The sequence below is a fragment of the Pseudomonas sp. LBUM1645 genome (genome assembly GCF_059716185.1).
In genome coordinates this window covers 3,912,683-3,927,083 of the sequence record NZ_CP166811.1, presented here as the reverse complement: position 1 = coordinate 3,927,083, position 14,401 = coordinate 3,912,683, and the positions used below count along the sequence as shown (strand labels likewise).

Here is a 14,401-nt window from a genome sequence, read left to right as displayed (position 1 = left end):
AGTCGATCTGGAGCACTGCCATGAAAGATCAGGTCCATCACTCGGCGGCCGCCGGCTATAAAACCGGCGCCGAGATCTACGTTCGCGGTCGTCCGGACTATCCGCCGCAAGTGGCCGATTGGCTGACGGGCACCCTTGGTTTGAACGCGGACAAAGCCGTGGTTGATCTGGGCGCCGGCACTGGCAAGTTCACCGGTCGGCTGGTGGCGACCGGTGCACAAGTGATTGCGGTGGAGCCGGTGGCGCAGATGCTCGAGAAATTGTCCGAAGCCTTCCCCGAAGTGCTGGCCGTCAGCGGCACCGCCATGGACCTGCCGCTGCCCGATGCTTCGGTGGACGTGGTGATTTGCGCCCAGGCCTTTCACTGGTTTGCCAGCACCGAAGCACTGACCGAAATTGCCCGTGTACTCAAACCCGGCGGCAAGCTGGGGCTGGTGTGGAATCAGCGTGATCCCCGGGTGAGCTGGGTGCCGAAACTGGATGCGATCGTCAATGCGCTGGAGGGCGATACGCCGCGCTATTACACCGGGGCCTGGCGGCAGGCGTTTCCGCATGCGGCATTCGGACCGCTGGCGGAACAGCGCTTCAGCCATGGGCATACAGGTTCGCCTGAGGACGTGATTTTCAATCGCGTGCGCTCCACCAGTTTTGTGGCGGCATTACCTGCGGAGGAGCGAGCGAAGGTTGATGAGCAGATCAGGGCTCTGATCGCGGCGGAGCCTGATCTGCGTGGCAGAGACGTAGTCACGGTGCCCTATGAGACGGCAGCGTTTGTGGCGGTGAAGGGCGGTTAGCCACACCGCAAACCATGTGGGAGCGAGCTTGCTCGCGATGGGGCCGACACATTCAACGTCAATGTTGGCTGAAAGTCCGCTATCGCGAGCAAGCTCGCTCCCACAAGGTTTGCGGTGTGCAAGTGCTTACCTGATGGGCATTAGCCCAACAACCGAATCGGTTCTCCCGCAGACCAGGCCTGAATGTCCTCGATCATCTGCGAGAAAAACTGGTGGTAGTTCTGCTGGCTGACATACCCGACGTGGGGCGTGGCCAGCACATTGTCCAGGGTTCTGAACGGATGATGAGGCGGCAAGGGTTCCTGCTCGAAGACGTCCAGCGCAGCGCCTGCCAGTCGCCGTTTCTGCAACGCCTTGATCAACGCGGACTCATCGACAATCGGACCCCGGGCCGTGTTGACCAGCAGTGCCGAGGGTTTCATCCAGTCCAGTGCCTGCGCGTCGACCAAGCCTCGGCTGCGATCGCTGAGCACCAGATGAACCGACAGCACATCGGCCTGTTCGAACAGTTCCTGCTTGCTGACGTAAGTCACGCCGACTTCGGCTGCACGTTCGGCGGTCAGGTTCTCGCTCCAGGCAATCACCCGCATGCCGAACACCTGACCGAACTGGGCAACGCGAGTGCCAATGCTGCCCAGACCGAGGATCGCCAGGGTCTTGCCGTGCAGGTCGCCACCCAGGCTTTGCTGCCATAAACCGGCGCGCAGGGCGTTGGCTTCGACCACCAGGTTGCGGGTCGCCGCCATGATCAGCGTCCAGGTCAGTTCCGGCGCGGCGTGCTTGTAACTGTCGGTGCCGCAGACCTGAATTCCCAGCGCGGCGGCGGCTTTCAGGTCCAGGGCTGCGTTGCGCATGCTGCCGGTGACCAGCAGCTTGAGTTTCGGCAAGCGCCGCAGCAGGTCCTCGTCGAACCGGGTGCGCTCGCGCATTACGCAGATCACCTCGAACTCGCCCAACCGTGCCGCCAGGGTTTCGTTGTCGGCAGGGTAGTCATGGATGAAGCTTACCTGGCCGATGTCGTCCAGCACCGACCAGTCCACCACGTCACGGGCCACGTCCTGCCAGTCATCAATCACCGCAATCTGCACTGCCATCAGCCTTACCTCATCAATGAACGGGGTTGGTTTTGTTCAGCCAAGCGAGCAGGGCCTGGTGGAATTGAGCCGGTTCTTCCATTTGCGGCGCGTGGCCCATGCCGGGGAATTCGACCAGCGTCGACTGGGGAATCAGTTTCGCCACCTGCTTGCCGAGGACGTCGTAGTGACCGAGTTTCGCTTTGACCTCGGGCGGTGCGATGTCGCTGCCGATGGCCGTGGTGTCGGACGTACCGATCAGCAGCAGGGTCGGCATCTTCAGGTCCTTGAACTCGTAGTACACCGGTTGGGTGAAGATCATGTCGTAGATCAGCGCCGAATTCCACGCCACCTGCGTATGCCCCGGTCCTTTGTTCAGCCCGGCGAGCATGTCTACCCAGCGATCGAATTCCGGTTTCCAGCGGCCGCCGTAATAGGTGTTGCGTTCATAGGTGCGGATGCCTTCGGCCGTGAGTTTCAGCTCGCGTTCGTACCATTGATCAACCGTGCGATAGGGAACGCCGAGGGCTTTCCAGTCTTCCAGGCCGATGGGGTTGACCAGCGCCAGTTGTTCAACTTGATCGGGGTATTGCAGCGCATAGCGAGTCGCGAGCATGCCGCCGGTGGAATGCCCGAGAATACTGGCCTTCTGAATGCCCAAGGCCTTGAGCAGTTGCTGAGTATTGGTCGCCAGTTGTTGGAAAGTGTACTGATAATTGTCGGGTTTGCTGGAGGTGCAGAAACCGATCTGGTCCGGGGCGATGACTCGGTAACCGGCCTCACTCAGGGCCTTGATCGAAGTGTCCCAGGTGGCACCGCAGAAGTTCTTGCCGTGCATCAGCACCACGCTGCGTCCATTGGCCTTGCCGTGAGCGGCGACGTCCATGTAACCCATTTGCAGGGATTTGCCTTGGGACTCAAAGACAAAATGCTTGACCGTGTAGGGGTACTCGAAGCCTTGCAGCTCCGGCCCGTATTCCGGGCCTTCGGCGTGGGCGATGACAGGCAATGCAGCGGTCAGCAGCAGGCCGGGCAGCCAGCGGGAGCGGGTGAGGGACATGGGTGAACTCCATTGGAAATCGGCCGATGCTGGATCGGCATGATTAGGGCGACATTAAACACAGGCAATCGCCGTGGATGATCGTTCAACCCATCCAGCCCAATGTGGCCAAGGCCAACACACCATAACGGGCGCCTTTGGCGAGGGTTACGATCAGCAGGAATCGTCCCAGCGGCTCGCGCATCACGCCGGCCACCAAGGTCAGCGGATCACCGATCACAGGCACCCAGCTCAGCAGCAACGACCAATGACCGTAACGCTGATAATGGACTCGGGCTTTTTCCAGATGGCGCGGGCTGACCGGAAACCAGCGCCGATCACGAAACCGCTCGATACCACGCCCCAGCCACCAGTTCACCAGCGACCCCAGAACATTGCCCAATGTCGCCACGGCGAGCAGCGACCAGAGCCAGTACTTGCCGCTGAGCAACAGCCCCACCAGCACCGCTTCGGACTGCAAGGGCAGCAAGGTGGCTGCGCCGAATGCGGCGAAGAACAGCCCGATGTACGCACCGAACATCAATGGGCGGGGTAGTCCGCCACCACCACGTCAGTGCCGTCTTTTTTCAGACCAATCACTTGATACGCATCGCTCATGCCGTCCATTTCCATGCCGGGTGAACCCATGGGCATGCCGGGGGCGGCAACGCCCAACAGATCGTCGCGCTTGCTCAAGGCCAGCACCTGATCGGCGGGGACATGACCTTCAACGAATTTGCCGTTGATCAAGCCGGTATGGCACGACGCCAGACGCGGAGGCACCCCGTGCTGTTGCTTGAATTCACTCATGTTGGCTTCGACGTGATCCTCGACTTTGAAGCCGTTGGCTTCCAGATGGCTGATCCATTTTTTGCAGCAACCGCAATTGGCATCACGGTGAACCTCGATCGGGATCAGGTCGGCGGCCTGGGCCAGGGAGGAAATGAACAGGGCGCTCAGGGCGACCAGACGCAGGTGGGTTCGCATGGGGAGTCTCGTTTCGAATTGCGGCCAAAAAAATGCATTCTGACCATTTTTAGCGGACAGACATTCAAGGTGTGTTTCGAAGTAATACAAAACTGGGCAGCTTGATCATCGTAGATCAAAGCTGTCAGTCAGATGAGGCGCACATTACAAGATTGTCAGGTTGAACGCTGAGTGCCGGCGTCGGCGTCGGCGTCGGCGCTCAGGGTAAGGTGGGATTATCGATCGAGCAACTTCATGACCTCTTCCGGGTAACGCAAGCCTGCGGTGGCATTGGCCGGGAATATCGCTTCCAGCGCTTGCAAGTCTTTGCCGCCGAGTTTCACATCCAGCGCGGCCAGATTTTCTTCCAGGTATTTACGCTGTTTGGTTCCCGGAATCGGGATCACGTAATCGCCCTGAGCCAGTACCCAAGCCAGCGCCAGTTGGCCGGCGGTCACGCCTTTTTCTGCGGCCAGGTCCTGCACTTGCTGCACCAGCAACAGATTTTTGGCGAAGTTTTTGCCTTGAAAACGCGGGCTGAAACGACGGTAGTCGTCTGCCGCGAAATCATCAGGGCTTTTCAGCGCTCCGGTGAGGAAGCCACGACCCAAAGGGCTGTAGGGGACGAAGGCAACCCCCAGGCGCTGACACGCAGCCAGACAACCGTTGTCCTCCTGATCACGGCTCCACAACGAATACTCACTTTGCAGTGCACTGATCGGATGAACCTTGTGTGCCCGCTCAAGCGTTGCGACTGAGGCCTCGCTCAAACCCAGGTACCGAACCTTGCCGGCTTTCACCAGGTCGGCCATGGCGCCGACGGTTTCCTCGATGGCCACCTGCGGATCGATGCGGTGTTGGTAGTACAAATCCAGGGTCTCGACACCGAGGCGCTTGAGGGTGCCGTCGATAGAGGCGCGAATGTACTCCGGTCGACCGTTGACGCCCCGCGCAACCGGATTGGCCGGGTCGCGGACGATCCCGAATTTGCTGGCCAGAAACACCTGGTCGCGCTTGCCGACGATGGCCTTGCCGATCAGATCTTCGTTGGTGTGCGGGCCGTACATGTCGGCGGTGTCGAGCAGGTTGATCCCCAACTCCAGCGCGCGGTGCAGAGTGGCCGTGGCTTCGCGGATGTCCACGCCAGTCGTGTAGAAATCGGTCATGCCCATGCAGCCCAGACCAATCGCGCTCACTTGTGGACCGTTTTTTCCCAGTTGACGTGTTTGCATGAAATCAGCTCCCTGTGAATGTGGAGTCCATTGTTGACCTCGACAGAAACAAGATAAACCGGCTAAAACTGCTATCACTGTTCGTAATTTCTAAATAATCAGCCGGTAAGCAAAAGCAATGGATCGTTTTAACGCCATGCGCGTATTCACTCGAATCGTCGAACTGGGCGGCTTTGCCAAGGCAGCGGATAGCCTGCAATTGCCCCGGGCCTCAGTGACCATTCTGATCAAGCAGCTGGAGGCGCATCTCGGTGTGCAGTTGCTGCAACGCACGACGCGGCAGATCAGCCTGACGCTCGACGGTGCGGCCTATTACCCTCGTTGCGTACGGTTGCTGGCGGATCTGGAGGAAACCGAAGCGGTGTTCAGCGCTGCACGCAACAACCCCAAGGGGCTGTTGCGCGTGGACATGCCGGCGGGTGTGGGACGCTTGATGGTGATCCCGGCATTACCGCAATTTACTGCTCGATATCCCTTGATCGAGCTGGAAATCGGCTTGAATGACCGGCCAGTCGACCTGATACGCGAAGGCGTCGATTGCGTGCTGCGGGGCGGCGACTCACTGGACGATTCACTGGTGGCGCGGCCGTTGGCCATGCTGGATCAGGTCACGTGTGCCAGCCCCGGCTACTTGAAGCGTTACGGAACGCCTCAGTGTCTGGCTGACCTTGAAGGCCATCAGATGGTGGAGTACTTCTCCAGCAGCAACGGCAAGCGTTATGGGCTGGAGTTCATGGTCAATGATCAGGTTCAGGCCATTAATCTACCCAAGCAAGTCTCGGTCAACAGCGCCGATGGTTATCTGGCCGCTTGTGAGGCGGGGTATGGTCTGGTCCAGACCCCGTATTACCACGTAGCCCGCCAGCTGAGCGAAGGCCGTTTGTGTGAAGTCCTCAGGACGGTGCCGACACCGGGGATGCCGCTGACGGCGCTCTACCCGCCACACCGCCAGTTGTCCCGGCGAGTGAGGGTGTTTGTCGATTGGTTGGTGGAGCTTTGCGCGCAGCCGGGCAATGACTTTTATCGAAAAGACTCACGCGGCTGAGCGGGCTCTGTTCAGCGCTTTGGCGCAACTCTGCGCGTTGGCGTTTTGCTGTAAATCGTCATGCAAACGTTGCATGTGCGGGCAGTGCAGGTTGAGGTGCCGAGCCTGCGCCCCTCGATGAAACAGTGCGAACCACCCATGACTGTTTGGTGTAGGCATCAGCCCGGTAAAGGTGAAGCCAAGGGCCGCCAAATTGCGAAAGTCCTGGGCAAAGTGCCGTGACATCTGAAGTTTCGCCGAGATCAGCCAGTGCCTGGGCAATTGACCGATCTGGTCAAGCAGACGTTTGGTCAAACGCTGAATGACCATTTCGAATCTTTTATGGTGTTGCTTGAGTTGCAAGGGCAGAGAAGACAACGGCGTCGTGTCCGGATGAGTCCCAAACAGGGAACACAAGTGCTGCATAAACCCCCGGCAGCTGTCAGGCCATGGGAGGTCTGGGAGCGGTCGCGTATGTCCTTCGACTACATGACAACCCATCACGATGGTTTCCGGCAGCGGCTCAGCGAAAGGCGAAGGGACGTAGTCAGGAAGCAAACCCGTGCTGTGGAAGCCGATGTTTGCTGCCATGCGTTGCGTGTAAGGATGGTGGGTCACTTGTTTGATCGAGATGCCCTTGAATCCCAGGGAACCCAATCGCAACAGTAACTCCCGGCCCAGACGGGTTGCGATACTCTGGCCCTGCGCGGCGGGATGCACCACGCTGAGTGCCAGCTCGGTGGTGTCTGCAGGTGTGTCATGGCACAACGCGGCATGCCCTAGAACGCGTCCGTCGTCCACCGCCAGCATCGACTTCCAGCGCCCCTCAGCATTGTGCTGATTGATCATATTCGGCAGGTAAACATCCGGCTGAATGTAATGATCGCCATAGACCTCGCGAAACAACTGGCTTACGGCACATGCGTCGGATGGCCGATAGGGTCGAAAAATCAAATGTGGCATCACGCGGGCTCCGGCGACGGTGCGTCATACACGCGCAAGTCCAGGACCCGCAGTTGTTTGCCGGAGCGTGGGTGAAGCTTCAATGCGGTGACCGCACAGGACAACACTTGCAACTCCAACAGACCCTCGCGGCTCAGTTCCTCGATGGCGGGATAGTGTTCAACCAGCGCCTCGTACAACTCTCGGCACACCGGTACGGTGGCCATTGATAGCGCTGAGGGAACCCACTTCACACTCAAAATATCTTTGTATCCGTCATGTTCGATCAGCAATTGCCATTGGTCGTTGTGAGCGATGCGCTGGACGATCTGCTGGATGTCATCGATCAGCAGCGACAGCATCCCGACTCGCACTCGCTGGCTGTGCACGCTACGTCCCTTGAGGGCGAATTTGCGCTTCGGGGTTGAGCCAGGTTCGAGCCAGCAAGCGCGGTCGCCCACCGGATAACGCAGCAGTGGCATGAGCCGGCGGGTCAGATTGGTTACCACCAATAATCCGGTACGATCGCATTCGTCGATGACTTCACCGGTGAGCTCATCGACGATCTCCAGCAAGGTTTGTGGTTCAAACACCCGATGCTCGCCCAAGGTGCAGTCGCGACCGCTGGCCCCGATAAGGCCGGCGTCAACACTGGCGTAGCCAATGGAAGCAATGCGCACGTTGGGAAACACATCGGTGAGGATTGCCAACTGCGGGGCAAACAGGCTTTCGCCGCCGTACAGCAACGTATCAACCCCGCACAGTACTCGCCGATGCTGGTTCAGATAGGCCGCGAATCGCAGCAGCTGTGCCGGTACGCCGACCAGCACGTTGATCCGATGCTGATCAATCGCATCGGCCAGTACGTCCAGTTCGACTTGCCCGGTAAACGGAAACTCGCAGATGGATCGCCTGACATGTGCCAGGGAGTCGTGGATGAACAGAAAACTGGCGTAAAGATCACCGGAAAAAAACAGATTGGCGACACGGTCGCCGTCGTTCAGCTGAGAGGAGAAACTTTCTCCAAACGTACTGACCAGTACTTCCCATTCGTTATAGGTGTACACCGTCAGTTTGCCCTGGCTGGTCGATCCGCCGGTTTTAAACACCAGCGCATCGTCGACCTTTCCGGTCAGGACCGGCCAATGACTCAAGTCATGACTGTCAGCCCAATAGTCTGCCGCATTGGTCAGCGGTAGATCTTGTAACGTAATGCCCTGCGGCGGTAAATGTTCCAGTTGCTGGCGGTAGAAGTTTGAATGTTGCCGTATATAAGGCAGCAGTTGTTCGAGCGAATAAGTTGATTTCACTGGGTTCTCTTTTTTATATCAGGCGTCTTTGGTGGTTAAAGACAAGTTAGTGGGCGATATTTTTATTTTCTTTTATCAATAACCAAAGGTGTTTTGCCGCTGTGTTTGTTTCGAAAGAACGCTTGCTCCTTACACACTTGAACGTCGACAGTTAACAGTTTGGCGTTTACGGCATTGGCCAGTGCTTCATGGCTCAGTAATGCAGTGCGAACCTGGTTGATGTCTGCATCCGTTAGAACGTTGAGTCGCTCGACGCCATCAGGGGTGTGGTCCAGAACAATCTGAATGGGTGCGCCGACGCTATCCTGCAGAGCCAAAGGCGAAATGAACTCCGTGCCCATTCGAACCAGTTTGCCGTGGCGCTGGAGCAGTTCGAACCGGGGTGAGTCCAGTCCGCACGGGCAGGCTCCGGGTATCCAGCGACCGGTGTCGCCCACGTCATATCGGCGCACGTTTTGGCCTTGCCGTGCTCGTGAAGTAAACAGCAGGCGCCCGATCTCATTGGCCTGAACCGGTTCATCCTGTTCGATCTGCACAATTTCCAGATGCTGGGTGTCGTACATCAAGTGAAACACCCCGTTCGCGGTGGCTGCGCACGCATGCCCCAAGGGACCGGCGTCGACGGAGCCATAGATCGCTGAGCGGATCATCGAGACCCCGCAGCTTTCCATGAGGCTCAGGCTGGTGTGGCCCGGATGCTCGCCGCCGAGGAACACTTTGCCAATACCTGCGTACGTGCGGAGTCGGGCCTGCTCGTTGAAGAACAGACGATGCAAGGTGCTCGGCATGCCAATCAGCACGGTGACACGCTGGTCGACGATCAGTTGGGCGATTTCGCTGAAGTCATCGTCCTGGGGCGCACCCATGGGGAAATGTGTAACGCCCATCTGCTCCAGTATTTTGGTAAAACTGAGGAAACCTCCGTACAGGCTACCGCCGTAAAACAGGTTCATGACCCGGTCCTGTGAAGGATCGAGTCCGGCGGCGAACATGCCGTCGGCCGCTGCGCGCATCTGCCGTTGAAAGTCGCGATAGCTGAAACCGGCGAGGGCCGGAGTGCCGCTGCTCCCTCCTGAGCGAAAATACAATTGCGCGGCGGTGCCCATCGGCTGGGTCGTGAAGGTGTTTTTGTCCATGATCGGCTCATGGGCGGTGTCGGAGGCGGGCGGGACCGGGTCGAGCGTTGCCCGACCAGGCAAAACATCCGGCGACAGACTCACCGAGAGGCGGCGACTCAGACGCGTCAACGCGTAGACGCCATCATGCGGCTCACCTGCGTAGCCGTCATGAATCCCTGCGCAAGGCGCAATACGGGTGACCCCAGCGTCGACCAGCGTTTGCACAAGTCCAGGCGTTTCTGTCGGAGAGCAAATCAGTGCGCAGCTTTGCAGGACAGTGCGCCAGGGCAACAGCGTCTCGGCGATCAAGTGTTGCGGCACAGGTTTGAGCAGCACCGTGCGAAAAAGCGGCGAAGGCGCGAGCGTCTGATGGTGTTCCCAGATGATCCGCCATCCGTGGCCGGCCCAGACCTGGCCGCTCTGGTTCGCAAAACAGTAATCCAGTTGCGCCATGGCCGTGCGGGTGGTGATCTCGCACGCTTCCTGGTCCGTGGGCACCAGCGCCGGCCAGTGCGACGCGCGACGTTTGAAGGCATCGCTCAAACGCTCGCCCAGGTCCTGCAGGATGGCCGGGTCGTTGCTGTCCACCAGCACCCATTGTGGACTGGAACACGCTTGCTGATCCAGACTGCAAACCTCATCCACCAACGCATCCAGCGCCGAAGAGTTGGCCGCGTCAGGTGACAGATAAGCGAAACTGATCCTGTGCCCCCAGTCGATCCAGCGGCATCCGGTGGGGATCTGCTGACGAATCGCCTTGAGCGCCTTTTCACCGCCCCAGGCTGACACGCCATCGGCCTGAGCGCAGAGTTCGGCTATCCGGGAAGTGCCCACGGGCAGCACCGCGACGAATTCGGCAAGCCTGCCACTGGTGTCGCACTTCACAAAGGCAGCCAGCAATTGCGCAGTCAAACCCGCATCGCTGGCGCTAGGGCGTAACCAATTTATGTTACCGGCCAGCAGGCTTTCGAGAACCGCGCAGAACGCCAGCATCGGCGCATTGCCTGGCGTCACATGCACCACCAGTCCCAACGGGTGCCAGCTTTCAAAGTGCGGCTGCCGGTAGTCGATACGCCTCAGCGACCGGGGTTGCGAACCCAGTTCTCGCTCAAGCTTCGTGCTCAGGTTGCTGCGCTGGCAGAACTCGATCAGTCCCTGACATTGGTCGTCGTCCAGAGGCAGGTTCAGGCTGTGAGTCTGTAGTTGCGTGGCGAAATGAGCTGCGGTCTTGATGACGGTCTCGCTGTCGATCGGTGCAGAAAGCAACCCGGGCAATTGTTTTCGAAGGCTGTCGAGGGCGCTTTCCGGGGTAACGTCGTCACGCAGTTGGCCATTGATGAGGTACATATCAAGCCCCTCCCAGCAGTTCTGAGGCCGCCATTGCGCAGCTGCGACTGGCGGTGGTGCCAGCGCGTCCGTGCAGCTCGAACCAATCGGTCGTCAGGCCACATCCGCAACTGGCTCCAGGGTGTAATGTCGCCAGATCGCCCATGACCACAGCGTGGGCAGGGCTTGAGGAAATGTACGGGGAGACGAATTCCAGCAAGCCGCGCTGGCCGTATGGCTGGACAGTGAAATCGGATGGGTTGCGCACGAAAACCTTCGAGTAAATGGGGGCATGAAAATGATAGTGGGCACATTGGATGTAGGGCACGGCATGCTCGACGGCACCGTAACCATCCCGGCAACGGGACAGGTCGATACCTAATTGCCGATTGATTCGGGCATACAACTCAAGCAGGGGGATCTCTTGCGCTGCCTGGGTTTTCCAGCCGCCACCCAGAAACACCAGCGACTGGGCCGGTAGCTTGAGACTCGGTGCACTGGTGTCTTCCATGTGCTGTAGCGCATGGGAAAGGAACGCTGGAAATCCGAGAATCCGCACGGGTAATCCCTCGTCGGCAAACTCCTGCAAGGCGCGAATCACGCCAAACAGGTCGAACTCGTGACCTTTACCCGTCCGGCGCAATCCGTAGACGACTCGATTGACGGGCGCATAGCTGCAGAGAAACTGGTCTGTGTAAGCGGTGCCCAAGGTGATGGCAGCCTCGGGCTCGTAGCTCAGGAGCAAATAATTGCAGGGGCTTTGCGGAGTATCCCAGCCGTAGTGCCGGAAAATGTGGCTCACCATGCCTTGGGCCGCTGCCATGCTGCGAGGGTCATAGCGCATGCGACTCTTCTGGCCGCTGGTGCCAGACGATGTCAGCTCCAGCGCGCCTTCGCCGGTGGGGCCGAACAACAAGTGCCGTTTGAAATAGTTGGCGAAAATCGGTGGCAACCTGGACCAGTCATCCAGTGTCTCCAAGTCCCGGGCATCGAGCCCGTTGGCGTTTAGCCAGCGTTCGTAGCCAGGCGTGTGGTGACAATGAAACAGACTGATTTCCCCCATCGACCGGTCGAACAGACCCTCGGGTACGGAATCCAGGCAATAGGGTTGCGTTAACGCGCAAAGCGCATCGGTGTGAGGTAGATGGATCATCAAAAGACCTACTGTGTGGTGTCAGACGGCAAGCGCGATGTGAGAACGCCGCAGAAACAGACTTAGGGGCGCCAGGCTCAGAAGCCCCGCAATACCCGCCATCAAAGCGAAGGATTCGTGGCTGTCACCGGCACCGGCGGCCGCAATAAGTGAGCCGCCACCGCCCATGACAGCGATCGAAATCATGCCGATCATGGCGGAGACCAGACCTTTGCTGTCGTCGCTTGCAAACAGTGCAAGCCGGTACAGCGCGGCATTGCTCATGCCAAGCCCAACGGCGTAAAGCGCCAGGCAACTGATCAGCACGACTGTCGAAGCACCGTAGAAGCTGACGGCGACTAACGCGATCAGCCCGCCGCAAAACGGCCAAAGTGCGTATCGAATCAGTTGTGGCAGCTCAGCGTTGGCAATCAGTCGGTTGAGGATCAGATTGCCGAGAATGACTGCCGCAAACGCCGGGATTTGCCACAGGCCATAGTGCAGACTTGAAAGCCCCTGGTTGTGGATCAGCAAGAGCGGCGCCAACCCGATCCAGGCAATCAAGGGCAGGCTCATCACGCCCAGCGCGATAGCGGCGCACAGGAATCGCGGGTTAGTCAGCAACGCGGCATAGCGGCGCAGGGTGCCGTGCCATTCAAAGCGCACGGCTTCCAGTCGCTGACCGTCGTGGCGCAGGGTGCCCACGGTTTCCGGCATGAACAGGTAAAGCCCGAGCCAGACCATCACGCCGCTGATACCCAGCAGTAAAAACAATTCCCGCCAGGACAACCACTCCAGCAGCAGACTGCCGAGCAGCGGTCCCAGAAGCGGGGAGAGCAGCGCAACGTTCCCCAACAACGCCATGATTTTGACCGCGTCGGCTTCGCAGAAAACTTCTTGCAGGGCCGGGTAGCTGACCGCGATGACAAACCCCAACCCCATGCCCTGAATCAGTCGCAAGCCGCTGAACGCATAAATGCTTTGCACGTTGAACGCGGCGGCACAGGCCAGGGCGAATACCGCGCAACCGATGAGCAACATTCGGCGGCGGCCGAAGTGATCAGACAGCGGGCCAATTAGCCATTGCAAAAGAATGCCGCCGGCCAGATACAGATTGAAGGCGTAGGGGACATGGTCGGGGCTGGCATCCAGTTGTCGTGTGACGGTCAACATAGCCGGCATAATCATGTCGCTGGCCATATAAGTCAGCAGTTCGAAAAAAGTTATTGCAAGGCAAAAGCCAAACAAATGGTGGGGGCTGATATTGATTAAAGGCTTGTGCATGGCATCCCTGTTCTTGCTCAAAATTTAATAACGGGTTTATTGCGATGCACCGAGAGTAATCATCGAATATGAATAGCTCAAATGGACGATTGAGACCGAAAGCTTCAATGGTTATCCCTATGTTTCGATGTGCACAGGGAAGGAAACAAGAAGTGAATATGCATGTACGAAAAATGCCCGCGACAGGGCGGGCATTTGTTCAGTAGTTATTGGGTGGGGTATTTGTCTTACGAATGAATGTTCAATTATTCACGCTTTATGACACAACCAACCATTATCGATGCTGGTAATAACCCGGCCCGCCACGGTCGTAATGGTGACCGCCGTGCCAGCCGCCGTGGGGGAAAACGATGCAGCCGCTCAGTGTCAGGAGAGCGAGCAGGGGAATCAGCAGTGTGATTCGACGGAGCATTTCAAAATCCTCATGGTTATCGCCACTATGAAGCCAAAACTCTTCATCGGCTGTAACATGAGACCCCGTTTGTAGCGTCCCATCCCCGGAGAAAGGTAGGGGCTTGGCATGCGTTCTGATACAAACCGGATACATTTTTCAGGTTCAGGAACTCGCAATGACTCAGTCGCAACGTTTGAAATACTCGATTCTGATCTCCCTCGTGGTGTTGGGGATCATGTTCGGCCTTTCGTATCTGCAAAACGCAGGCGTCATCAGCGAGAAGCTGTTTCAGTACATCGCCATCGGCGTGGCGGTGATCGTGGTGGTGATCAATGGCATGATGCGTCGCAAGGTCAAACCCTGAACGACGCACCTTGAGCGGATCACTCGCGATGGAGCATGGCTGCAGCGTGCGGATGCAGGCTGTAGCTTTTGTCCGCATTGAGCGTGATCACGCCTTCGCTGCATAAGCGTTTCAACACTTCCCGCACACTGAGAAAGGACAGGGGAATATCCAGGTCCAGCAAGTGGCTGTGCACGCCGCGCACGCCAAGGCTACGGTCGCTTTCGGCGGCGGTCAGCAAGGCGTCGATGACTTTCAGGCGAATCAGACTGGTTCGCAGACCATAGCTTTTGAGCAGCAGCCTGATCCGCTCGTTGCCATTGCGCTCGCCCCGTTGACTGAAAACACCGGAGCCCATGGCAGAGCCCTTTGGCGCATTGCTACCGTCCGTTGGCAGTTGCGAGTTGTACATGCAAAAAACTCC

15 protein-coding genes are annotated in these 14,401 nt (G+C 58.4%); 3 read left to right on the top strand and 12 right to left on the bottom strand.

From position 1 onward, the window contains the following. Nucleotides 1–20 precede the first annotated feature (20 nt). A complete protein-coding gene (locus ACA079_RS17520; RefSeq protein ID WP_497700243.1) occupies nucleotides 21–794 on the top strand; it encodes a class I SAM-dependent methyltransferase in 774 nt (257 codons plus the stop codon). A 140-nt stretch (nucleotides 795–934) separates the two neighbouring features. Here the strand turns inward: ACA079_RS17520 and ACA079_RS17515 are convergent, their stop codons facing one another. From ACA079_RS17515 to ACA079_RS17495, 5 genes are all read right to left on the bottom strand, one after another. Then, complete coding sequence (locus ACA079_RS17515; RefSeq protein ID WP_497700242.1) at nucleotides 935–1,888, bottom strand: D-2-hydroxyacid dehydrogenase family protein; 954 nt, start codon at nucleotides 1,886–1,888, stop codon at nucleotides 935–937. 13 nt (nucleotides 1,889–1,901) lie between these two features. Beyond that, complete coding sequence (locus tag ACA079_RS17510) at nucleotides 1,902–2,927, bottom strand: alpha/beta fold hydrolase (protein ID WP_497700241.1); 1,026 nt, start codon at nucleotides 2,925–2,927, stop codon at nucleotides 1,902–1,904. An 85-nt stretch (nucleotides 2,928–3,012) separates the two neighbouring features. Then, on the bottom strand, nucleotides 3,013–3,447 hold the full coding sequence (locus ACA079_RS17505) for a YqaA family protein (protein ID WP_497700240.1): 435 nt from the start codon (nucleotides 3,445–3,447) through the stop codon (nucleotides 3,013–3,015). After that, a complete protein-coding gene (locus ACA079_RS17500) occupies nucleotides 3,447–3,893 on the bottom strand; it encodes a DUF411 domain-containing protein (RefSeq protein ID WP_347805162.1) in 447 nt (148 codons plus the stop codon). Before ACA079_RS17500 ends, ACA079_RS17505 begins: the two co-directional genes overlap by 1 nt. Before the next feature lie 215 nt (nucleotides 3,894–4,108). Next, on the bottom strand, nucleotides 4,109–5,104 hold the full coding sequence (locus ACA079_RS17495; protein WP_497700239.1) for an aldo/keto reductase: 996 nt from the start codon (nucleotides 5,102–5,104) through the stop codon (nucleotides 4,109–4,111). Nucleotides 5,105–5,222: 118 nt separating this feature from the next. On the opposite strand from ACA079_RS17495, the gene ACA079_RS17490 reads away from it, so the two are divergent. Next, nucleotides 5,223–6,149, top strand: a complete 927-nt coding sequence (locus ACA079_RS17490) for a LysR family transcriptional regulator (protein WP_497700238.1) — start codon at nucleotides 5,223–5,225, stop codon at nucleotides 6,147–6,149. On the opposite strand, the gene ACA079_RS17485 is transcribed toward ACA079_RS17490, so the two are convergent. The 6 genes from ACA079_RS17485 to ACA079_RS17460 form a co-directional block, all read right to left on the bottom strand. Further along, nucleotides 6,138–7,091: a GNAT family N-acetyltransferase gene (locus ACA079_RS17485; RefSeq protein WP_497700237.1), complete on the bottom strand. Its 954-nt coding sequence runs from the start codon at nucleotides 7,089–7,091 to the stop codon at nucleotides 6,138–6,140. The genes ACA079_RS17490 and ACA079_RS17485 overlap by 12 nt on opposite strands. Then, nucleotides 7,091–8,380 (bottom strand): phenylacetate--CoA ligase family protein, encoded by a 1,290-nt coding sequence (locus ACA079_RS17480; RefSeq protein ID WP_497700236.1) that lies wholly within the window; start codon nucleotides 8,378–8,380, stop codon nucleotides 7,091–7,093. Before ACA079_RS17480 ends, ACA079_RS17485 begins: the two co-directional genes overlap by 1 nt. A gap of 62 nt (nucleotides 8,381–8,442) precedes the next feature. Beyond that, nucleotides 8,443–10,845: an aldehyde dehydrogenase family protein gene (locus ACA079_RS17475; protein ID WP_497700235.1), complete on the bottom strand. Its 2,403-nt coding sequence runs from the start codon at nucleotides 10,843–10,845 to the stop codon at nucleotides 8,443–8,445. 1 nt (nucleotide 10,846) lies between these two features. Next, on the bottom strand, nucleotides 10,847–11,977 hold the full coding sequence (locus tag ACA079_RS17470; protein ID WP_497700234.1) for a LuxE/PaaK family acyltransferase: 1,131 nt from the start codon (nucleotides 11,975–11,977) through the stop codon (nucleotides 10,847–10,849). A 21-nt stretch (nucleotides 11,978–11,998) separates the two neighbouring features. Beyond that, a complete protein-coding gene (locus ACA079_RS17465) occupies nucleotides 11,999–13,240 on the bottom strand; it encodes an MFS transporter (RefSeq protein ID WP_497700233.1) in 1,242 nt (413 codons plus the stop codon). A gap of 274 nt (nucleotides 13,241–13,514) precedes the next feature. After that, complete coding sequence (locus ACA079_RS17460) at nucleotides 13,515–13,652, bottom strand: hypothetical protein (RefSeq protein ID WP_347805931.1); 138 nt, start codon at nucleotides 13,650–13,652, stop codon at nucleotides 13,515–13,517. 157 nt (nucleotides 13,653–13,809) lie between these two features. Between ACA079_RS17460 and ACA079_RS17455 the strand changes: the two genes are divergently transcribed. Beyond that, the gene (locus tag ACA079_RS17455; protein ID WP_033055104.1) at nucleotides 13,810–13,998 is read left to right on the top strand and encodes a hypothetical protein; all 189 of its coding nucleotides are present in this window, start codon (nucleotides 13,810–13,812) and stop codon (nucleotides 13,996–13,998) included. Between the two features lie 19 nt (nucleotides 13,999–14,017). On the opposite strand, the gene ACA079_RS17450 is transcribed toward ACA079_RS17455, so the two are convergent. Beyond that, nucleotides 14,018–14,389 (bottom strand): fe2+ zn2+ uptake regulation protein, encoded by a 372-nt coding sequence (locus ACA079_RS17450; RefSeq protein WP_415769212.1) that lies wholly within the window; start codon nucleotides 14,387–14,389, stop codon nucleotides 14,018–14,020. Nucleotides 14,390–14,401: the final 12 nt, after the last annotated feature.